The organism is Streptomyces sp. NC-S4 (assembly GCF_054353315.1).
Genome location: NZ_CM135937.1, coordinates 1894794 through 1913498, shown reverse-complemented (window position 1 = coordinate 1913498; position 18705 = coordinate 1894794). Strand labels below are relative to the sequence as shown.

Below are 18705 nucleotides of genomic sequence, written 5' to 3'. Positions count from 1 at the left end.
GCCGACGAGCCGCGCGGACGAGCCGTGCCGCCGCGGTGTGCCGACGTGGCGCGCGCAAAGGCCTCGCCGAACGCCGAAACCCCCGGTGGGGCGACCCGTACGGTCGTCCCACCGGGGGTGGACTCGGGCGCGTCGACGCGGCCGGCCGTCGGGTTTCGGCGTCCCGGCGGCAGGACACCCCTCAGCCGTTGCGCGGGCCGGGGAAGGCGGGGGAGCGGGGAGCCTCCGCGAGTCCCCGACCGGGAACACTCCCGGCCGCTGCCGCCTGGGCCTCCTCGCGCACCGGCTGCGGCGGCATCGAGCGGGCCGCCGGGACGGTCGGCAGCGGCCCCAGGGCCCGGGCGGTCGTCCCCTCGGCCAGCGGCTCCGCGGACTCGGCGGACTGCGCCCGCCGGGCCCCGTAGCGGCGGTGCACGGCCTGCTTGGTGACCCCGAGCGCCGAACCGACCGCGTCCCACGAGAAACCGAGCGAGCGGTCGAAGTCCACCGCCGCGGTGACCAGCGTCTCGACGCTGTCCCGCAGCTCCTGCGCGAGGCGGACGGTCGGCGCGGGCGCCCGGCCGTAGACGACGAAGCCCGTGGAGGGACCCGATCGGCGCGGGCGGTACACGTTGCCGAGCTGGGCGGTGAGCGTACGCAGGGCATCCACCTGCCGGCGAACCCGCTCGATGTCCCGTACCAGGAGGTGCAGGCTGGCCCGGGCTTGAGCGTCGTGGGTGGCGTGGTCGGCCATGAAGAAGCCTCTCGAACCGGTTCTGAAGGGCGGATCGGGCCGCAGACACCGTTCACACGCGGCCCGTTTTGGTCAATCTCTCTTGACAACGCGCCACCCGTCGCCCAGGTCACGCTGTGGGGGCGTGTCGGCATATGCGAGGGGCGTGCGCGTGTGCGTACGCCCCCTCAACACCACAGGTGGGCGGCCCGACCCGCGCCCCATAGACTGGTGCGCTGCTGACAGCCGAGATAGCGAGGTAGTCCCCCAGTGAAGCTCGTCTTCGCAGGCACCCCCGAGGTCGCCGTACCCGCCCTGGACGCCCTGATCGCCTCCGGGCGGCACGAGGTCGCCGCCGTCATCACCCGGCCCGACGCACCGGCCGGCCGCGGTCGCCGCCTCGTCGCCAGCCCGGTCGCCGAACGCGCCGAGGAAGCGGGCATCGAGGTACTCAAGCCCGCCCGCCCCCGCGACCCCGACTTCCAGGCCCGGCTGCGGGAGATCGCCCCGGACTGCTGCCCGGTCGTCGCCTACGGCGCCCTGATCCCCAGGAGCGCCCTCGACATCCCCCGGCACGGCTGGGTCAACCTGCACTTCTCGCTGCTGCCCGCATGGCGCGGAGCCGCGCCCGTCCAGCAGTCGATCATCGCGGGCGACCAGGTCACCGGCGCCTCCACCTTCCGCATCGAGGAGGGCCTGGACACCGGGCCGGTCTACGGCATCCTCACCGAGGAGATCCGGCCCACCGACACCAGCGGCGACCTGCTCACCCGGCTCGCCTTCGCCGGGTCCGGACTGCTCGCCGCCACCATGGACGGCATCGAGGACGGCACCCTGCGCGCCGTCGAGCAGCCCCACGACGGCATCTCCCACGCGCCCAAGATCACCGTGGAGGACGCCCGGATCGACTGGACCGCTCCCGCGATGCGTGCCGACCGCCTGGTGCGCGGCTGCACGCCGGCCCCCGGCGCGTGGACCGTCTTCCGCGGGGAACGCCTCAAGCTGATCTCTCTGGGCCTGGTGCCCGACCGCACGGACCTGGAACCGGGCGAGCTGGCCCCCGCCAAGAACAACGTCTACGCCGGCACCGGCTCGCACGCCGTGGAGCTGCTGTGGGTGCAGCCGCAGGGCAAGAAGCCGATGCGGGCCGCCGACTGGGCCCGCGGGGTGCGGATCGCTCCCGGCGAGCGGCTCGGCGGAGCCGACGTAGGCTGATCGGTGGGGACGACGCCCGGGCGCGGACGTCCCCACCCCCCCCGCGCACGAGCACCATGCATCACGCACGGCGCACCGCGCAGGATTCGCAGGACCCGCAGGACCGGCACCACCCGTAGCGCCCGTAGTACTCGTAGAACTCGTAACCCCGGAGCACCTTTCACGTGAGCGAACAGCCCCGTCAGCCCCGTCAGCCCCGACGAAAGCCTGCCCCCGCAGGCGCGGGCGGCAAGCAGGCCAAGCCCTACCGCCGGCCCCAGAAGGACCCCGTCCGGATGCTGGCCTTCGAGGTGCTGCGGGCGGTGGACGAGCGCGACGCCTACGCCAACCTCGTGCTGCCGCCACTGCTCAGGAAGGCCCGCCAGGACGAGAACTTCCAGGCGCGCGACGCTGCGCTGGCCACCGAGCTGGTCTACGGGACGCTCCGCCGCCAGGGCACCTACGACGCGGTCATCAAGGCGTGCATCGACCGCCCGCTGCGGGAGGTGGACCCGCCGGTGCTGGACGTGCTCTCGCTCGGCGCCCACCAGCTGCTCGGCACCCGCATCCCCACGCACGCGGCCGTCTCGGCGAGCGTGGAACTGGCCCGGGTGGTGCTCGGGGACGGGCGCGCCAAGTTCGTGAACGCCGTCCTGCGGAAGATCGCCGCGCACGACCTGGACACCTGGCTGGAGCGCGTCGCCCCGCCCTACGAGGACGACGCCGAGGAACACCTCGCGGTGTACCACTCGCACCCCAGGTGGGTCGTCAGCGCCCTGTGGGACTCGCTGGGCGGCGGGCGCGCAGGCATCGAGGACCTGCTGGAGGCCGACAACGAACGGCCCGAGGTGACCCTGGTGGCCCGCCCGGGCCGGTCCACGCCGGAGGAACTGCTGGAGGCGGTCGGCGAGGACTCGGCCCTGCCGGGCCGCTGGTCGCCGTACGCCGTCCGGATGGCCGAGGGCGGCGAACCGGGCGCGCTGGAGGCGGTCCGCGAAGGCCGCGCGGGCGTGCAGGACGAGGGCAGCCAGCTGGTGGCCATGGCCCTGGCGGCCGCACCGGTCGAGGGCCGCGACGAGCGGTGGCTCGACGGCTGCGCCGGCCCGGGCGGCAAGGCGGCGCTGCTCGCGGCGCTCGCCGCGCAGCGCGGAGCGTTCCTGCTGGCCTCGGAGAAGCAGCCGCACCGGGCCCGGCTCGTGGAGCGCGCGCTCGCGGGCAACCCGGGCCCGTACCAGGTCATCGCCGCCGACGGCACCCGTCCGGCCTGGCTGCCGGGCTCCTTCGACCGCGTCCTGATGGACGTCCCCTGCTCGGGCCTGGGCGCACTGCGCCGCCGCCCCGAGGCCCGCTGGCGCCGCCGCCCGGAGGACCTGGAGGGCTTCGCACCGCTCCAGCGCGGGCTGCTGCGCGAGGCGCTGTCGGCGGTGCGGGTCGGCGGCATCGTCGGCTACGCGACGTGCTCGCCGCACCTGGCGGAGACCCGGGTCGTCGTGGACGACGTCCTGAAGGGCCGCGGCGCGGGGCACTCCCCGGTGTCCGCGGAACTGATCGACGCGAGGCCCTTCATGTCGGGGGTCCCGGCCCTGGGCGACGGCCCCGACGTCCAGCTCTGGCCCCACCTGCACGGCACGGACGCGATGTACCTGGCCCTGCTGAGGCGGACGGCGTAGCCGGGCCGCACGGGGCGGGGTCGGGCGGCGGGGCGGTTGCTTCGGCGGGGGCGGATCGGGACCCTCTCGGGCGGTATCAGGGATGTGCTGGGGGTTTCCCGTCAGTCCCATCGTCCCTCCGTGTCGGGCCGGTCCCTCAAGGGCGCTCCTTCGTCGCGTCACTGCGTGATGGCCTGCGGCCACCCTTGACCGACCGTCCCGCCCCGGAGAAACGAAAGACTGCCGGGAAGCCCCCAAAGGAACGGGCCGGAGGATCCTTTCCAGGGACGGGGCGTCGGATCCGCCCAGCCCCGTCCCGCGTAAGCCAGGGTCGGCAGGCGGGGCCGACCGAGACCAGGGGCCCGGGTCGGTGGGCGCATCCAATCGCTACGCGCTCCTCATCTCTCAGCGTCTCCACGCCGCCCTGGGCTGGGCATAGGCCGCCCACGGCCTCGGTCCGGCGCTCGACCTGCGTCCGACGACCGTCCTGGGCCGGGCACAGGCCGCCCCAGATCGCTACGCGCTTCTCCAGGACCGCGATCCACGGCCGTCAGCACCTGGTGAGAGGGGCGGACGGCCGATAGTCCGGGTATTCCGTAGTGGAGCCGGGTCAGCGCGAACACCACACCACAAACCCACCCCCAAAGAGGGGCAATTGGGGCAATCCGTCGGCCCTTTGAGTCGCCCATGCGCGCTGACCCGCATCCACTGCGGAATAGCCGCTGTCTCACGTCTTTTCGCCCCGCGACGGCCATCAGACGCCTCCCGGGAGAATCCCTGCGGGTCGTGGGCGGCTTGTGGCCGGCCACAGGCGGTCGTCGGACGCGGGTCGAGCGTCGTACCGGGGCCTCGGGCGGCCTATGAACGGCCACAGACGGCCGTCGGCCGCTGTCGGTGAGAAGCGCCTGCGGGTCGTGGGCGGCTTGTGGCCGACCGCAGACGGTCGCCGGACGCGGGTCGGGCGCCGCACCGGGGCCGTGGGCGGCTTGTGAACTGCCACATACAGCCGTCGGTCGCTGTCGGCGAGAAGCGCCTGAGGCCGTGGGCGGTCTATGTCCAGCTACGGACGACCGTCGGCCGCTGTCGGTGAGAAACCCTTGTGGGGCGTGGGCGGTCTATGTCCAGCCCTAGACGGTCGTCGGACGCTGAGGGGTGAGGAGCGCGTAGCGATTTGGTGCGCCCCCCGACCCGGGGCCGGGTCTGGATCGGCCTCGTCTGCCGACCTTGGCTTACGCGGGACGGGGCTGGGTGGATCCGACGCCCCGTCCCTGGAAAGGATCCTCCGGCCCGTTCCTTTGGGGGCTTCCCGGCAGTCTTTCGTTTCTCCGGGGCGGGACGGTCGGTCAAGGGTGGCCGCAGGCCATCGCGAAGCGACGCGACGAAGGAGCGCCCTTGAGGGACCGGCCCGACCCGGAGGGACGATGGGACTGACGGGAAACCCCCATCCGCTTCTCTGATACCGGCCGAGAGGGTCCCGCACACCCACACCCCCGCCGCGGGGTCCCGGTGCCGCCCGCGTGGTCCGCCCCACCTCTGCGGTGCCTTTGCGGCCTCCGGCCCCGCTCGGCCGGATCCCGCTCCCCGGAGCCGCTCCCGCACCACCCGGTCCCGGCCGTACCGTGCCCGGTCGTCCCGTCCCGTCGCGCGCGGGGTGACTTGCGGGGTCGTGGCCGGAACCCGGTGGGGGCATGGCAGGCTTGGGGCATGGCCGCTCAGATTTATCCCAGCATCCTGTCCGCCGACTTCGCCCGACTCGCCGAGGAGGCGAAGGCCGTCGAGGGGGCCGACTGGCTGCACGTCGACGTCATGGACAACCATTTCGTCCCGAACCTGACCCTCGGTATGCCGATCGTGGAATCCCTGAGCAGGGCCACGGACATCCCGCTGGACCTTCACTTGATGATCGAGGACCCGGACCGCTGGGCCCCCCAGTACGTGGAGGCCGGCGCGGGCTCGGTCACTTTCCACGCCGAGGCCGCCGCCGCCCCCGTGCGGCTCGCGCGGGAGATCCGGGCCAAGGGGGCGCGTGCCTCGATGGCCCTCAAGCCCGCGACGCCGATCGAACAGTACGAGGACATCCTCCCCGAGCTCGACATGCTGCTGATCATGACGGTCGAGCCCGGCTTCGGCGGCCAGCCCTTTCTCGACATCATGCTCCCGAAGATCCGCCGTACGCGGGAGCTGATCGCCAAGCACGGTCTGGAGCTGTGGCTCCAGGTGGACGGCGGGGTCTCCGCCTCGACCATCGAACGCTGTGCCGAGGCCGGCGCGGACGTGTTCGTGGCGGGCAGCGCGGTCTACGGAGCGGTCGATCCGGCCGCCTCCGTGCGCACGCTGCGTGAGCAGGCGGGTGCGGCGATCGCAGCAGCGCCGTGGGCTTGCGACCACTGAACCAAGGGTTGATGAACAGCTCGGTGAACGGGAGCTGTCCAGGCTGATCAACGGCCGTCGGATCTGACAGGATGAACGGCGAGTCGAGAGTGTGAACAGCAGTGAGGAGAGCGCGGTGTCTGCAATGTCGGCGGGACGGTCAGCCCTGCGGATGGGACCCGCGGAGCTGGTGCAGGCGGCGGCCATGGCCCGCCGCTTCTACCTGGAGGGCAAGTCCAAGATCCAGATCGCCGAGGAGTTCGGCGTGAGCCGCTTCAAGGTGGCCCGGGTCCTGGAAACGGCCCTCGAACGTGACCTCGTACGGATCGAGATCCGGGTGCCGGCCGAACTCGATGCCGAGCGGTCGGACGCGCTCCGGTCCCGGTACGGGCTCCGGCACGCCGTCGTCGTGGAGTCGCCCGCCGACACCACCGAGGACGCGCCCGACCCGGAGAACCTGGGCGCGGTCGCGGCCGACCTGCTGGGCGAGCTGGTCAACGAAGGCGACGTGCTCGGTCTGGCGTGGGGGCGGTCGACCATCCACATGGCCGCCTCCCTGCACCGGCTGCCGCAGTGCACCGTGGTGCAGCTGACCGGTGTGTACGACGCGGGGACCGCCGAGCGCGGTTCGGTCGAGGCCGTGCGCCGGGCCGCCCAGGTATCGGGCGGAGACGCGCACCCGATCTACGCGCCGATGCTGCTGCCCGATCCGGCGACGGCGGCCGCGCTGCGCAGCCAGACCGGGATCGCGCGCGCCTTCGAGTACTTCGACAAGGTGACGGTCGCGGCCGTGTCGATCGGTTCGTGGGAGCCGGGCATCTCGACCGTGCACGACATGCTGACCGACGAGGAGCGGGAGCACTACGCCTCGCTGGGTGTGGCGGCGGAGATGTCCGCGCACCTGTTCGACGCCGAAGGGCGTCGGGTCGGCCGGGACCTCGGCGAGCGGTGCATCACGGTCGAGGCGGACCGGCTGCGGCGGATCCCCGAGGTCGTCGCGATCGCGGGCGGGCTGCGCAAGGCCTCCGCGATCGGGGCCGTGCTGAGGTCGGGGCTGGTGACCAGCCTCGTCACGGACACGGCGGTGGCCGACTACCTCCTCACCGAGTCGGCCCCCGGGCTGCGGCCGGCGTTGGACCGGGCCGACCCGGACGACTGATGAGGTCTGACCGGGCATGACGGGCCGTGGCGGCCGCAGTTGCTGCGGCCGGTGCGGATGGTGCTGGAATTGAGATCCGAACGGCGGGCCGCGCGGCGGCCCGCGGGGCGCATACTGGTTCCAATGACAAAGTCAGCAGTACCTCGCCGCCATTTGCCGTCCAGCCCGTTCAAGGCCCCCGTGGAGCAGCCCATCCGGCAGTTCAGCGTGGGTGACCGGGTGACCCACGACGAGCACGGCCTCGGCCGTGTCGTCGGAATCGAGGAGGGGATCGCTGTTCTCGTCGACTTCGGTTCGGTTCAGAAGCGAATCCTGAGTCCCTACACCAAGATGGCCGCGCTCTGAGGTCGGCCGGCGATTCGCTAGCGAATCGGATATTTGGCACGATCGGTGCATGATCTTTCGGAACGTGCCCCGATCGTTGCCGCGTTTGCTGGGGGCGCTGTTCCTCTGTGCCGCGCTGGTCGGTGCGGTGGGTTGTGGCGGGCAGAAACCCGTACCCGCCGCGGCCGCCAGTGCGAGTGCCTTCGCCGTCCCCGGGTGGGCCGAGGGGATGGCCACCGTACGGGCCGACGGGCTCCCGCAACAGGCCCGTGACGTGCTCGCGCTCATCGACAAGGGCGGGCCGTACCCCTACCGGCAGGACGGCACGGTCTTCGGGAACTTCGAGAAGGCCCTGCCCAAGCAGAAACGTGGCTACTACCACGAGTACACCGTGCGGACGCCGGGGGAGCGTGATCGCGGAGCCCGGCGGATCGTGACGGGCGAGGGTGGGGAGTTCTTCTACACGGACGACCACTACGACACCTTCAAGGCGGTTCTCCGATGAGCCTGGACCCGCAGCCGCTCGCCCCGGCGCTCGAAGCCGCCGAAGCCGCGGGCCGGACGACCGTACGGTTGGACCTGAGCGGGGTACGGGGCAAGGCCGAGCTGATGCGGCGGTGCGGGGACGCCTTGCGGCTGCCGGAGTGGGTCGGCGGGAACTGGGACGCGCTGGCCGATGCGCTGCGGGACCTGTCGTGGCTGCCGTCGCCGTCGTCGGCGCCGTCCGGTGGGGGGTGGCTGGTGGCGGTGACGTCGTGGCGGGGGTACGCGGATGCGCGGCCGGGCGAGTGGCAGACGCTGGGCGAGGTGCTGGAGGAAGCCGTGGACTTCTGGCGGGGGTCGGGGGCGGGCGGGGGGCCCGCGCTGGTGGTGGTGCTGGCCGATGCCGATGCCGATGCCGATGCCGGGCCGGTTGACGGGGCTCCGCCCCGGACCCCGCGCCTCAAGCGCCGGCGGGGCTGAAAGATCGCCTCAAGCGCCGGCGGGGCTGGGTTGGGTTGGTGGGGGCAGGCTGGGCCTGCCCCCTTCGGTCAGTTCTGGGAGGTGTTCGGGATCCAGGGTGGGGTTTGGCCCCAGGACCAGACCGGGATCTTGGCCGCGTCGACCGGGGGTGGGTTGGGGCCCGAGTAGATCAGGGCCATACGGGTGCCCCACTCGATGTAGTAGGCGAACACGCCCCGGAATTCCGGGTCCGTCGGGAGGCCGACCTCGTCGGCCGTGTCCATCAGCAGGTCCACCCAGCGGCGGCGCTGCCGCTCGGTGATCGCCCGGCCCAGGTGCTTGGTGGCCATGTGCTGGTGGCCGCCGTGGTGGGCGGTGTACTCCGCGGGGCCGCCGAAGACCTCCGACAGCCAGACCGCGACGTGCTGCGGGTGTTCCGAGTCCATGCCGGCGAAGACCGGGGCCAGGATCTCGTCCTGCAGGGCGTGGGCGTAGAAGGCGTCCGTGAGGCGGTTCATCGCCTCCGCTCCGCCCATCCACTCGTAGATGGTGGGTGTGGTGCTCATCGTGATCAGGTGGCCTTTCCCGTGCCCACGACGCCCGTCACGAGGTAGTGCTGCATCTCCTCGATGGCCGTCACGTACGGACGGATCGCGCTGAAGAAGGCGGGGAAGTGCTCGCCCTTGCGGAACCCGTTCAGGTGGTCGTCGATCGAGGTCCAGCGGATCCGGAGGATGTAGCGCTCCTTCTCCTCCTCGCAGCGGGCCAGCTCGTAGTCGATGCACTCGGGCGAGGCCGCCAGGGACTCGGCGGCCCGGGCGTACGCGTCCTCGAAGGCCGACTGGTCGTCCAATGCGATCCGGTAGCGGATGTATTCGACGGTGGTGGTCATGGGTGCGTGCCTCTCCCTGGGTGTAGGTCGTCGCCAGCCTTACGCGATCACGCGCCGCAGTGGGGCGGATTCGTCATTCGGATCCGGACTTCATGGAGTCGGTCGGTTCCGACAGGTCCGGGCCCTGGGCGCGGACCCGCTGGACCTTGTCCAGGGAGTCGCGCAGTTCGGTCAGCCACTCGTCCGTGTTGCGGCCGACGAGCCTGACGCACCAGGCGAGGGCGTCGGCGCGGCTGCGGGCGACGCCGCCGGCGACCAGGGTGTCGAGGACCTGGCGTTCGGACTGGCGCAGGCGGGTCATCACCGGAACGGCGAGGTGGGTGAACAGGGTCGTCTCCTCACCCACCCGTACGCCCCAGGCGACCTTGCGGCGGTAGAGCTCTTCGGCCTCGCGGGCCACTTCGATGCGCTGTTCGCGGGTGCGTTCGCGGAACTCCTTGACCGATTCGGCCGCCGGTATGACGCCGACGACCGTGATCTCCTCGCGGTCGAGGGTGACCGAGTCCAGGGACTCGTAGACGTCGACCGGCAGGCGCTCGGCGAACCACGCGCGGAGCTGTTCGCTCTGTTCGGCTGTAATCATGTAATCAACGTTGCATCCGTTGTGGCCTTGATCGCAAGGCGCGCGGCGTTCGCTCTCAGCCCATCGAGCGGTAGCGGTGGATCAGCGAGACGGCCATCGCTCCCTCTCCCACTCCAGAGGCGACCCGTTTCACCGAGTGGGCGCGGACGTCGCCCGCCGCGAAGACTCCGGGGACGCTCGTCTCCAGGGGGTACGGGGCGCGCTCCAGGCTCCACTCGGCCGGCAGTTCACCGCCGTTCGAGATCAGGTCCGAGCCGGTGAGGACGAAACCGTACTCGTCGCGTTCGACGACGCCCGCGAGCCAGTCGGTGTGCGGGCGGGCGCCGATGAAGGTGAACATGAAGCGGGCCGGGATCTCGGTGTCCTCGCCCGTGTCCGCGTCGTGGAGGGTGAGGCGCTCCAGGTGCTCCTCGCCGTCCAGCCGGACCACCGTCGTGCGCACCTTCACCTCGATGTTCGGGGTGCGGTCGATCTCGTCGATCAGGTAGCGGGACATGCTCGCGTCCAGGGAGGCCGCGCGGACCAGGATCGTCACGCGGGCGGCGTACTTGGCGAAGTGCACCGCCGCCTGCCCCGCGGAATTGGCCCCGCCGACGATGAACACGTGCTGGGAGATGCAGGCCGAGCTCTCCGTGGTGGCCGCGCCGTAGTAGAGCCCGGCCCCCTCGAAGCGGTCCGCGCCGGGGGCCTCCAGGCGGTTGTACGAGACCCCGGTGGCCAGCAGCACCGTCTCGGCGGAGATCTCCGTGCCGTCCGCCAGGGTCAGGATCTTGGCCGGGTCGTCCCGGGTCAGCGAGACCACTTCCACGGGGTGCAGGATCTCGGCACCGAACCGGGAGGCCTGGATGGTGGCCCGGCGGGTCAGGTCGCCGCCCGAGAGGCCCGAGGGGAAGCCGAGGTAGTTCTCGATCAGGCTGGACGTGCCCGCCTGGCCGCCCGGCGCGCGGGAGTCCAGCATGAGGGTCGAGAGGCCCTCCGAGGCCGAGTAGACGCCCGCCGCCAGGCCTGCCGGGCCCGCGCCGACGATGACGCACTCGTAGTGCGGGCGGGAGGCGGTGGTGGCCAGGCCCAGGCGCTGGGCCAGCTGGGTGTCGGTCGGGGCCGAGAGCACCGACCCGTCGGGGAAGCGGACGAGGGGCAGCGCCCCATCGGGCTGGGCGGCGATCAGGGTCAGCGCCTCGGGGTCCCGCTCGACGTTGAGGAAGCGGAACGGCTGGCCGTTGCGGGTGAAGAAGTCCCGTACGGCGTGGGTGCCGGGGGAGACGAGGTGACCCGCGACGATGATCCCGTCGTACGCCGGCCGGTAGGTGGCCAGCCAGTCCGACAGCAGGTCGTCCAGGACCGGGAAGAGCCGCTCGTGCGGCGGGTCCCAGGGCTTGAGCAGGTAGTAGTCCAGCCGGACCCGGTTGATCGCGGTGATCGCGGCGTCGGTCTCCGCGTAGGCCGTCAGCAGCACGCGGCGGGCGTCCGGGAAGCGGCTGACCGCCTCCAGCAGGAACTCGACGCCGGTCACGTCCGGCATGCGCTGGTCCACGAGGAACAGCGCCGGATCGTGGCCGCGTTCGTCGAGGGAGTCCAGGATCTTCAGGGCGTCGGCCGCCGAGGAGGCGCCGAGCACCCGGTAGCGGTCGCCGTAGGCGCTGCGCAGGTCGCGGCGGACGGCGCGCAGCACCTGCGGGTCGTCGTCCACGGCGAGGATGACCGGCTTCCGGTGCTCCGCGCGTTCGGCGGCGGCCGCCGCCGAGGGGGCGGTGGCGGCGGCGGAACTCTCCGGGGCCGCGCTCATGCCGGGTCCAGCATCAGCTGGTCGGCGTAGCACCAGGCCCAGTCCTCGCCGGGCTCGTGGGAGGCCGCGATGGCGTGCTCGGTGGTCCGGTAGTGCCGGGTGGCGTGACGGTTCCTCGACGAGTCGCAGCATCCGACGTGCCCGCAGCTGAGGCACATCCGCAGGTGGACCCAGCTGTCGCCGGCGATGAGGCACTCCTCGCAGCCCACGGCCGTGGGTTTCACCGGACGTATCTGATCGATGTGTGTGCACAACAGGTCCATCGTCATCGTCCCCGTCCCTCTCCTCGTGCTCTTGCCCGTGCTGTTGCTCGTTCATCGAGTCGGCTCGTGCGCCTGTGATTCACGGCGCGTCCAGACCATAGGTCGGCGCCGGCGGAATGGTTCATCGATTCGGCCGAAGTCAGGTAGTCCTGAAGCTACTTCCTGATGTCCGCGGACGACTTCCTGAGGTGCCGCCACGACCTGGCCCGCTACCTCACGAAGTCGCATGCCAGCGCTTTGACGAAGCTGCTGGGCGCGGCCAGTGTGGGGGACGCCAACGACAACAGGCGGCGCCTGGAGGAATACGTGAGCAGAAAGATTCTGGTCATTGTCTCCGAACACGGTTACTGGGCCGAGGAACTGGTAGGCCCCGTATCGAAGTTCGACGAGCGGGGCTACGAGGTCATATTCGCCACGCCGACCGGAAAGCGTGCACACGCTCTTCCGCCGAGCCTCGACGCGAACTACATCGATCCCCCGCTGGGACGCTCGGTCACCACCGAGGAGAACGCCCGGCTCGGGCGGGAGTTCGAGCGGTCGAGCCGGCTGGACTCGCCGCTCGACATCGAGGCGTGGGTCCCCGAGCGTCCGTACACGAGCGACGAGGGCTATCTGCCCAAGCTGGAGCAGTACCACCGCGATCTCGACAAGATCGACGCCGACATCGCCGGGTACGACGCGATCCTCATCGTCGGCGGCAGCGGCCCGATCGCGGACCTCGCCAACAACGAGCGCGTGCACGCCCTGATCCTGGCCTTCCGGAAGGCCGGCAAGGTCGTGGCCGCCGAGTGCTACGGCGTCGCCTGCCTGGCCTTCGCCCGGGACTGGGGCGACCGCCGGAGCATCATCTGGGGCAAGCACGTGACGGGCCACTGCAAGGAGTACGACTACAAGGACGGCACCGGATTCCTCGGTACCGACTTCAACATGGGGCCGCCGCCTTACCCGCTGGAGTACATCCTGCGCGATGCGACGGGCCCGCGCGGCGCGTACCACGGGAATTTCGGCAAGCCGGTATCGGTCATCGTCGACTTCCCCTTCGTCACCGGACGGTCCACCCCCGACTCCTATCTGACGGGGCAGAAGATCGTGGAAGTCCTGGAGGACGGTCTCACCCGATACGGCTGGTGATCCCGGAGGCCGCAGGGAAATCGGAGAGTTGAGGGGGAATTCATGGAAGCCACTCCCGGACGGGAAAGGCTGATCGAGCAGTTCAAGGCCGACGGTCTGAATGTGATGTTCGGAAATCCGGGGACGGTGGAACAGGGATTCCTCGACGCGGTGGACGCGGCGGAGGACTTCCACTACGTCCTCGCCCTCCAGGAGACCGTCGCCGCCGGCATCGCCGACGGGTACGCCCGGGCGACCGGCGGCGCCGCCCTGCTCCAGCTGCACTCCGGTGTCGGCCTGGGCAACGGCATCGGCATGCTCTACCAGTCGCTGCGCGGCCACACCCCGCTCGTCGTGGTCGCCGGTGACGCCGGGGTCCGCTACGACGCCATGGACGCGCAGATGGCCTCCGACCTGGTGGCGATGGCCCGGCCGGTGACGAAGTACGCGACCCGGGTCACCGACCCGCGGTCGGTGCTCCGTACCGTCCGGCGGGCCGTGAAGATCGCGCTCACCCCGCCCCGCGGGCCCGTGTTCGTGGCGCTGCCGATGGACGTGCTGGACGAGCTCAACTCGGAGCCCGTCCTGCCCTCCACGCAGGTGCTCACCGACGTCGCGCCCTCGCCGGCCTCGGTGGGACGGGCGGCCGAGCTGCTCGCCTCCGCCGAGCGGCCGATCGTCCTGGTCGGGGACGGAGTCGCACTCTCCGGGGCGCAGGCCGAGCTGGTCGCCGTCGCCGAGCTGCTGGGCGCCGACGTGTACGAGGTCGACTCGTCCGAGGTGAACATCGCGGCCTCGCACCCGCTGCGGCGGGGCCAGACCGGGCACATGTTCGGCCCGCACAGCAAGGAGCTCGTCGGGGACGCCGACGGGGTGCTGATCGTCGGCACCTATGTCTTCCCGGAGGTCTTCCCGGAGCTGGAGAGCCCCTTCCGGGCGGGCGCCAAGGTCGTCCACATCGACCTCAACGCCTACGAGATCGCCAAGAACCACCCGGTGGACCTGGGGCTGGCCGCGGATCCCAAGCAGGCGCTGCGTGCGCTGGCCGGCGTACTGGAGCGTCAGCTCGGCCCGCAGCGGCGGGCCGCGGCCGCCGCGCGCCTCGACGTACGGACCCGGGAGCGGGTGCGCGAGGTGCGTGAGGCGCGGTCGGCCGCGGACGACGGCACGCCGATGGCCGTCTTCCTGAAGACCCTGGCCGAGCGCACCGGCGGGGACCTGATCGTCTTCGACGAGGCGCTGACCACCTCGCCGCTGGTCACCCGGTACCTGCCGGCGGAGCGCCCCGGCGACTACCACCTCACCCGGGGCGGTTCGCTCGGAGTGGGCTTCCCGGGCGCGGTCGGGGCCAAGCTGGCCCGGCCGGAGCGGCTGGTGGTCGGCTTCGCGGGCGACGGCGGGTCCATGTACACGTACCAGGCGCTGTGGACGGCGGCCCGGCACGGCATCGACGCCAAGTTCGTGGTGTGCAACAACCGCAAGTACCGGCTGCTGGACGACAACATCGCCCAGTACTGGCGGGAGCGGGACATCCCGGAGCACGGCTTCCCGCACTCCTTCGACCTCTCCCACCCCGAGATCGACTTCGCGGGGCTGGCCCGGTCGCTGGGCGCCGGCGGGATGCGCGTGGAGAAGCCGGACGAGGCGGTCGCCGCCGTGGGCCGGATGCTGTCCCACCCCGGACCGTTCCTCGTGGACGTCCAGATCTGACCAGAGCACTCACGCAGCACGGACAGGAGGAGAGCGCATGCCCGCCGAGCGGCAGCTGACCGAGGACGCGATCCGCGGTTTCGCCGAGAACTGGTACGTGGCGCTGGACCAGCACGTCGGTCTGGCCGACGTGCTCGCCCTGATCACCGAGGACCTGGAGTTCAAGGTCCCCGAGGACACCTTCCTCGGACACGAGGGGTTCGGCCGCTGGTACGCGGCCGTCACCCACCGCTTCTTCGACGAGGTGCACACCGTCACGAAGGTGGAGCCCGTCATCGAGGGCGACCGGGCGGTCGTCCGGGTCCTCGTCAACTGGCAGGCCAAGATCTGGGACCCGCCGGCCGCCCGCAGCCAGTGGCTCGGCTTCGACGCCGACCAGACCTGGACGGTCGTGGCCGGTCCGGACGGACCGCTGATCAAGCAGTACACCGTCAACGACCTGGCGCCGATGCCCGGTTCCGGCTCGCTCTGAGCACGGGCACAGGCGAAGGAGGAGCGACGATGACCGAAGTGACACGGGAGCGGGTCGAGGCGGCCTACGCCGCCCTCGGCTCCGGCGACCGGGCGCGCATCCTGGAGTACTACTCCGAGGACCTGCGCTGGCTGGTGCCGGGCAGCCACCCGCTGGCCGGCTGGTACGAGAGCCTGGACGCGTTCCTGGAGCTGATGGGGCAGACCCACAAGCTCACGGGCGGCACCTTCCGGATGGACATCCAGGCGGTCCTCGTCGGCGAGGACTGCAGCGCCGACGTGTGCCGCAACGTGGCCCTGCGGGACGGCGCGGACGAGACGAGCACGTCCCCGTACGAGCGGATGGACTACCCGGTCTTCCACTTCATGCGGTGGCGCGGCGGCCGGATCGTCGAGGGCCGCGACGGGCTCTTCGGGGACTCGGCGACCGCCTTCAGCCAGTTCTGGGCGCCGTTCGCGCCGGACGGAACCCGCAGGGACCGATAGGGGGTCGAACGCGATGGACCGACACGAGAGCCACACCGAAATCCTTCGGAAGTACTACGAGTACGCCAACGCCGGGGACTGGGACCGCTGGTGCGACCTGTTCGCCGACGACCAGGTCATGGACGAGCAGCTCGCCGGCCACATCGAGGGCCTGGAGGTGCTGCGGTCGATGATGAAGGGCATGGGCACGATGTACCGGGTCTTCCGCAACGAGCCCGTGCACTTCGTCGTCGACGGCGAGAAGGCCGCGGCCGTCTCGCACCTGACCGCGGTCAGCGCCTCCGGCGAGGCCATCGAGGCCGAGGTCATGAACTTCTTCCGGATCGTGGACGGAAAGATCGCCTACATGGCGAACTACCACGACACGGTTCCCTTCCAGGTGCTGAGCCAGGGCTGAGGGGGGATCCGTGAGCGTCGAAGAGTACGACTACATCGTCGTGGGATCCGGCACCGCCGGCAGCGTGCTCGCCGACCGGCTGTCCGAGGACCCGGACGTCTCCGTCCTGGTCCTGGAGGCGGGCGGCTCACGCATCCCGCCCGAGGTGGACGACCCGTCCTCCTGGTACAAGCTCCTCGGCGGGCCGGTGGACTGGGGCTACACCAGCACCCCGCAGCCCGGACTCGACGGCCGCCGTACGTACGAACCGCGCGGCAAGGCCCCCGGCGGCAGCAGCAACCTCTACATCATGATGCACATCCGGGGCCACGCCTCGGACTTCGACAACTGGGCCTACCAGGGCGCGGCGGGCTGGTCCTACGAGGACGTGCTGCCCTACTTCGCCCTGCTGGAGGGCCAGGAGGACGTCACCGCGCCCACCACGGGCACCCGGGGCCCGCAACGGATCACCAACGCCGGGCTGCACGGCCCCAACCCGGTCTCCCGCGCCTTCATCGACGCGGCCGTCGAGCTGGGCCACCAGGAGATCGCCGACTTCAACACGGACGGCCCCCGGCGCGGCCTCTTCGGCACCGGCTGGCACCACATCGACGTGGCCGACGGCCGCCGCCAGGGCACCCTGGCCGCCTACCTGGAGCCGGCGCTGCGGCGCGCCAACCTCACCCTGCGCACCAACGCGCAGAGCACCCGGCTGCTGTTCGACGGGGACGCCTGCACGGGCGTCGAATACGTCCAGCTGAAGGCGCCCGCCGACGTCCCGGGCCGCACCGTCCGGGACGGCCACAGCACCGCCGCCGAGCCCGGGCTGCATTCGGTACGGGCCCGCCGCGAGGTGATCGTGGCGGCCGGGGCGATCGAGTCCCCGAAGCTGCTGCTGCTCTCCGGCATCGGCCACCCGGAGCAGCTGCGCGAACACGGCATCGAGGTCACCGCGGCCCTGCCCGGGGTCGGCGAGAACTTCCACAACCACGTCCTGACCGGGCTGATGGCCGAGGTCACCCAGGAGCTCCCGCCACCGGCGCAGAACCTGTCGGAGAGCGCTCTATTCCTGTCCTCGCGGCCGGGGCTGCCCGCCCCGGACCTGCAGATCGCCTTCGTCCACGTGCCGTTCGACGTGATCGTCGGCCGGGACCACCCCAACACGGTGTCCATCCTGCCCGGTGTCGTACGGCCCGTCTCGCGCGGCTGGATCAGGCTGGCGAGCGCCGATCCGCTGGCCCACCCGCTGATCAATCCGAACTACCTGGGCGACCGGTGGGACCTGGAGCGGATGGTGCAGGGCATCAGGATCGCCCGGGAGATCTTCGCGACCTCCGCCTTCTCGCCCTGGTACAAGCAGGAGCTGCAGCCAGGCCCCGGCTACGCGAGCGACGAGGACCTGCGGACCTTCGCGAGGCAGAAGTCGGAGAGCTACCACCACCAGGCCGGCTCCTGCCGCATGGGCATCGACGACCTCTCCGTCGTCGACCCCGAGCTGCGGGTGCACGGCGTACGGAACCTGCGCGTGGTCGACGCGAGCGTGATGCCCGCGGTCCCGTCCGGCAACTGCCACACCGCCATCGCGATGATCGCCGAGCGCGCGGCGGACTTCCTGAAGGGGGCCTCCCGTGTCTGACGCGGTGCTGCGCGAGGGCGCGCTGTCCGGGACCCGGATCGCGGTCCTGGTCGAGAGCGACTACTACGAGCCGGAGATCTTCTACTACCGGCACCGGTTCGCCGAGGAGGGCGCCGAGGTCGACTTCCTGACCCGGCTGTGGGGCAACGACTCCATCACCTTCACCGGGCACGAGTACCGGGCGCCCTTCACCGCCGACCGGTCCCTGGAGGGGCTGAGCGACGCGGAGCTGCGCCGGTACGCGGCGATCATCGTGCCCTCCGGCATGGTGGCCGACCGGCTGCGCTACACCGAGGACGTGGACGTCCTCGCCCCGGCGACCGAGCTGCTGCGCCGGGCCTTCGAGGAGCCGACGGTCCTCAAGGGGATCATCTGCCACGGCATGTGGCTGGCCTCCTCGATCCCGGACAAGATCCGCGGCCGCAAGGTCGTCTGCCACAACAACCTCATCGGTGACGTCCGGAACATGGGCGGGGAGTACGTCGACGAGGACGTGGTGGTCGACGGGGACCTCGTCACCGGACGCACCGGGGCCCACCACCACCTCTTCGCCCGCCGGATCATCGAACTGATCGCGGCCGGCCGGGGCCGGGGAGCCGGCTGATGGCCGCCGGGCTGCGGTGGTCGCACGTGGGCCTGAACTGCGCGGACCAGAAGACCACCGAGGAGTTCTACACCCGGTACTTCGGCTTCACCCGGGCCCGGGTCGTCGACCTCGGGGAGACGCAGATCGTGTTCCTGCGCCAGGGGGACGCGTACCTGGAGCTCTTCGCGGCCGGCGGGACCGAACCGGCCCGCCCGGCGGACGACGACGGGCCGCAGGCCCCCGGCCGGATGCGCCACCTGGCCTTCCAGACCGACAGCGTGGACGCGTTCCTGGCCGAGCTGGGCGACGCGGCGGAAGTGACCCTGGGACCGCTGGACTTCGACGACTTCATCTGCGGCTGGCGGACCGTGTGGGTCCGCGATCCCGACGGGGTCATCGTCGAGGTCAGCCAGGGATACGAGGACGACGGCACTCACGACAAGGACGGTGCGTGAC

Annotated in this window: 21 protein-coding genes; 15 read left to right on the top strand and 6 right to left on the bottom strand. The window is 71.4% G+C overall.

The features are described 5' to 3' along the window. Positions 1-181: 181 nt before the first annotated feature. Complete coding sequence (locus ACXNSR_RS08085; protein WP_458641463.1) at positions 182-733, bottom strand: hypothetical protein; 552 nt, start codon at positions 731-733, stop codon at positions 182-184. Between the two features lie 249 nt (positions 734-982). Between ACXNSR_RS08085 and fmt the strand changes: the two genes are divergently transcribed. The 7 genes from fmt (at position 983) to ACXNSR_RS08050 (ending at position 8371) form a co-directional block, all read left to right on the top strand. After that, positions 983-1927 (top strand): methionyl-tRNA formyltransferase, encoded by a 945-nt coding sequence (gene fmt, locus ACXNSR_RS08080; RefSeq protein ID WP_458641462.1) that lies wholly within the window; start codon positions 983-985, stop codon positions 1925-1927. 164 nt (positions 1928-2091) lie between these two features. Next, entirely contained in the window at positions 2092-3576 is a 1485-nt protein-coding gene (locus ACXNSR_RS08075) for an RsmB/NOP family class I SAM-dependent RNA methyltransferase (RefSeq protein WP_458641461.1), read from the top strand. Positions 3577-5259: 1683 nt separating this feature from the next. After that, a complete protein-coding gene (gene rpe, locus ACXNSR_RS08070; RefSeq protein WP_458641460.1) occupies positions 5260-5946 on the top strand; it encodes a ribulose-phosphate 3-epimerase in 687 nt (228 codons plus the stop codon). Between the two features lie 124 nt (positions 5947-6070). After that, on the top strand, positions 6071-7084 hold the full coding sequence (locus ACXNSR_RS08065; protein WP_458643224.1) for a sugar-binding transcriptional regulator: 1014 nt from the start codon (positions 6071-6073) through the stop codon (positions 7082-7084). A 123-nt stretch (positions 7085-7207) separates the two neighbouring features. After that, the gene (locus ACXNSR_RS08060; RefSeq protein ID WP_189740325.1) at positions 7208-7429 is read left to right on the top strand and encodes a CarD family transcriptional regulator; all 222 of its coding nucleotides are present in this window, start codon (positions 7208-7210) and stop codon (positions 7427-7429) included. Between the two features lie 49 nt (positions 7430-7478). Beyond that, a complete protein-coding gene (locus ACXNSR_RS08055) occupies positions 7479-7913 on the top strand; it encodes a guanyl-specific ribonuclease (RefSeq protein WP_458641459.1) in 435 nt (144 codons plus the stop codon). Next, positions 7910-8371: a barstar family protein gene (locus ACXNSR_RS08050; RefSeq protein ID WP_458641458.1), complete on the top strand. Its 462-nt coding sequence runs from the start codon at positions 7910-7912 to the stop codon at positions 8369-8371. The genes ACXNSR_RS08055 and ACXNSR_RS08050 overlap by 4 nt, the downstream gene beginning before the upstream one ends. A gap of 68 nt (positions 8372-8439) precedes the next feature. On the opposite strand, the gene ACXNSR_RS08045 is transcribed toward ACXNSR_RS08050, so the two are convergent. From ACXNSR_RS08045 to ACXNSR_RS08025, 5 genes are all read right to left on the bottom strand, one after another. Next, positions 8440-8916: a group II truncated hemoglobin gene (locus ACXNSR_RS08045; RefSeq protein WP_458641457.1), complete on the bottom strand. Its 477-nt coding sequence runs from the start codon at positions 8914-8916 to the stop codon at positions 8440-8442. A 5-nt stretch (positions 8917-8921) separates the two neighbouring features. Then, positions 8922-9242 (bottom strand): putative quinol monooxygenase, encoded by a 321-nt coding sequence (locus tag ACXNSR_RS08040; RefSeq protein WP_458641456.1) that lies wholly within the window; start codon positions 9240-9242, stop codon positions 8922-8924. A 73-nt stretch (positions 9243-9315) separates the two neighbouring features. After that, on the bottom strand, positions 9316-9825 hold the full coding sequence (locus ACXNSR_RS08035) for a hypothetical protein (protein ID WP_458641455.1): 510 nt from the start codon (positions 9823-9825) through the stop codon (positions 9316-9318). A gap of 55 nt (positions 9826-9880) precedes the next feature. Then, the gene (locus tag ACXNSR_RS08030; RefSeq protein WP_458641454.1) at positions 9881-11611 is read right to left on the bottom strand and encodes an FAD-dependent oxidoreductase; all 1731 of its coding nucleotides are present in this window, start codon (positions 11609-11611) and stop codon (positions 9881-9883) included. Continuing rightward, positions 11608-11880, bottom strand: coding sequence for a UBP-type zinc finger domain-containing protein (locus ACXNSR_RS08025; RefSeq protein ID WP_458641453.1), 273 nt, complete (start codon positions 11878-11880; stop codon positions 11608-11610). The genes ACXNSR_RS08030 and ACXNSR_RS08025 overlap by 4 nt, the downstream gene beginning before the upstream one ends. A 300-nt stretch (positions 11881-12180) precedes the next feature. Between ACXNSR_RS08025 and ACXNSR_RS08020 the strand changes: the two genes are divergently transcribed. Genes ACXNSR_RS08020 through ACXNSR_RS07985 form a run of 8 tightly spaced genes read left to right on the top strand, consistent with a single transcriptional unit; the run spans position 12181 to position 18704 of the window. Next, the gene (locus ACXNSR_RS08020; protein ID WP_458643223.1) at positions 12181-13005 is read left to right on the top strand and encodes a type 1 glutamine amidotransferase domain-containing protein; all 825 of its coding nucleotides are present in this window, start codon (positions 12181-12183) and stop codon (positions 13003-13005) included. 42 nt (positions 13006-13047) lie between these two features. Then, entirely contained in the window at positions 13048-14694 is a 1647-nt protein-coding gene (locus tag ACXNSR_RS08015) for a thiamine pyrophosphate-binding protein (protein ID WP_458641452.1), read from the top strand. A 37-nt stretch (positions 14695-14731) separates the two neighbouring features. Continuing rightward, the gene (locus ACXNSR_RS08010) at positions 14732-15166 is read left to right on the top strand and encodes a nuclear transport factor 2 family protein (RefSeq protein WP_458641451.1); all 435 of its coding nucleotides are present in this window, start codon (positions 14732-14734) and stop codon (positions 15164-15166) included. Positions 15167-15195: 29 nt separating this feature from the next. After that, entirely contained in the window at positions 15196-15651 is a 456-nt protein-coding gene (locus ACXNSR_RS08005; RefSeq protein WP_030008817.1) for a nuclear transport factor 2 family protein, read from the top strand. A 13-nt stretch (positions 15652-15664) separates the two neighbouring features. Beyond that, complete coding sequence (locus ACXNSR_RS08000; RefSeq protein WP_327734549.1) at positions 15665-16048, top strand: nuclear transport factor 2 family protein; 384 nt, start codon at positions 15665-15667, stop codon at positions 16046-16048. A 10-nt stretch (positions 16049-16058) separates the two neighbouring features. Continuing rightward, the gene (locus tag ACXNSR_RS07995; protein ID WP_458641450.1) at positions 16059-17663 is read left to right on the top strand and encodes a GMC family oxidoreductase; all 1605 of its coding nucleotides are present in this window, start codon (positions 16059-16061) and stop codon (positions 17661-17663) included. After that, positions 17656-18267: a DJ-1/PfpI family protein gene (locus ACXNSR_RS07990; protein ID WP_458641449.1), complete on the top strand. Its 612-nt coding sequence runs from the start codon at positions 17656-17658 to the stop codon at positions 18265-18267. The genes ACXNSR_RS07995 and ACXNSR_RS07990 overlap by 8 nt, the downstream gene beginning before the upstream one ends. Further along, positions 18267-18704, top strand: a complete 438-nt coding sequence (locus tag ACXNSR_RS07985) for a VOC family protein (protein WP_458641448.1) — start codon at positions 18267-18269, stop codon at positions 18702-18704. The genes ACXNSR_RS07990 and ACXNSR_RS07985 overlap by 1 nt, the downstream gene beginning before the upstream one ends. Position 18705: the final 1 nt, after the last annotated feature.

Excerpts from the sequence above, each read along its gene's own strand:
- ACXNSR_RS08085 (WP_458641463.1), bottom strand. The coding sequence starts at position 733 with ATGGCCGACCACGCCACCCACGACGCTCAAGCCCGGGCCAGCCTGCAC.
- rpe (WP_458641460.1), top strand. The coding sequence starts at position 5,260 with ATGGCCGCTCAGATTTATCCCAGCATCCTGTCCGCCGACTTCGCCCGA.
- ACXNSR_RS08065 (WP_458643224.1), top strand. The coding sequence starts at position 6,071 with ATGTCGGCGGGACGGTCAGCCCTGCGGATGGGACCCGCGGAGCTGGTG.
- ACXNSR_RS08060 (WP_189740325.1), top strand. The coding sequence starts at position 7,208 with ATGACAAAGTCAGCAGTACCTCGCCGCCATTTGCCGTCCAGCCCGTTC.
- ACXNSR_RS08055 (WP_458641459.1), top strand. The coding sequence starts at position 7,479 with ATGATCTTTCGGAACGTGCCCCGATCGTTGCCGCGTTTGCTGGGGGCG.
- ACXNSR_RS08050 (WP_458641458.1), top strand. The coding sequence starts at position 7,910 with ATGAGCCTGGACCCGCAGCCGCTCGCCCCGGCGCTCGAAGCCGCCGAA.
- ACXNSR_RS08045 (WP_458641457.1), bottom strand. The coding sequence starts at position 8,916 with ATGAGCACCACACCCACCATCTACGAGTGGATGGGCGGAGCGGAGGCG.
- ACXNSR_RS08040 (WP_458641456.1), bottom strand. The coding sequence starts at position 9,242 with ATGACCACCACCGTCGAATACATCCGCTACCGGATCGCATTGGACGAC.
- ACXNSR_RS08035 (WP_458641455.1), bottom strand. The coding sequence starts at position 9,825 with ATGATTACAGCCGAACAGAGCGAACAGCTCCGCGCGTGGTTCGCCGAG.
- ACXNSR_RS08030 (WP_458641454.1), bottom strand. The coding sequence starts at position 11,611 with ATGAGCGCGGCCCCGGAGAGTTCCGCCGCCGCCACCGCCCCCTCGGCG.
- ACXNSR_RS08025 (WP_458641453.1), bottom strand. The coding sequence starts at position 11,880 with ATGACGATGGACCTGTTGTGCACACACATCGATCAGATACGTCCGGTG.
- ACXNSR_RS08015 (WP_458641452.1), top strand. The coding sequence starts at position 13,048 with ATGGAAGCCACTCCCGGACGGGAAAGGCTGATCGAGCAGTTCAAGGCC.
- ACXNSR_RS08010 (WP_458641451.1), top strand. The coding sequence starts at position 14,732 with ATGCCCGCCGAGCGGCAGCTGACCGAGGACGCGATCCGCGGTTTCGCC.
- ACXNSR_RS08005 (WP_030008817.1), top strand. The coding sequence starts at position 15,196 with ATGACCGAAGTGACACGGGAGCGGGTCGAGGCGGCCTACGCCGCCCTC.
- ACXNSR_RS08000 (WP_327734549.1), top strand. The coding sequence starts at position 15,665 with ATGGACCGACACGAGAGCCACACCGAAATCCTTCGGAAGTACTACGAG.
- ACXNSR_RS07985 (WP_458641448.1), top strand. The coding sequence starts at position 18,267 with ATGGCCGCCGGGCTGCGGTGGTCGCACGTGGGCCTGAACTGCGCGGAC.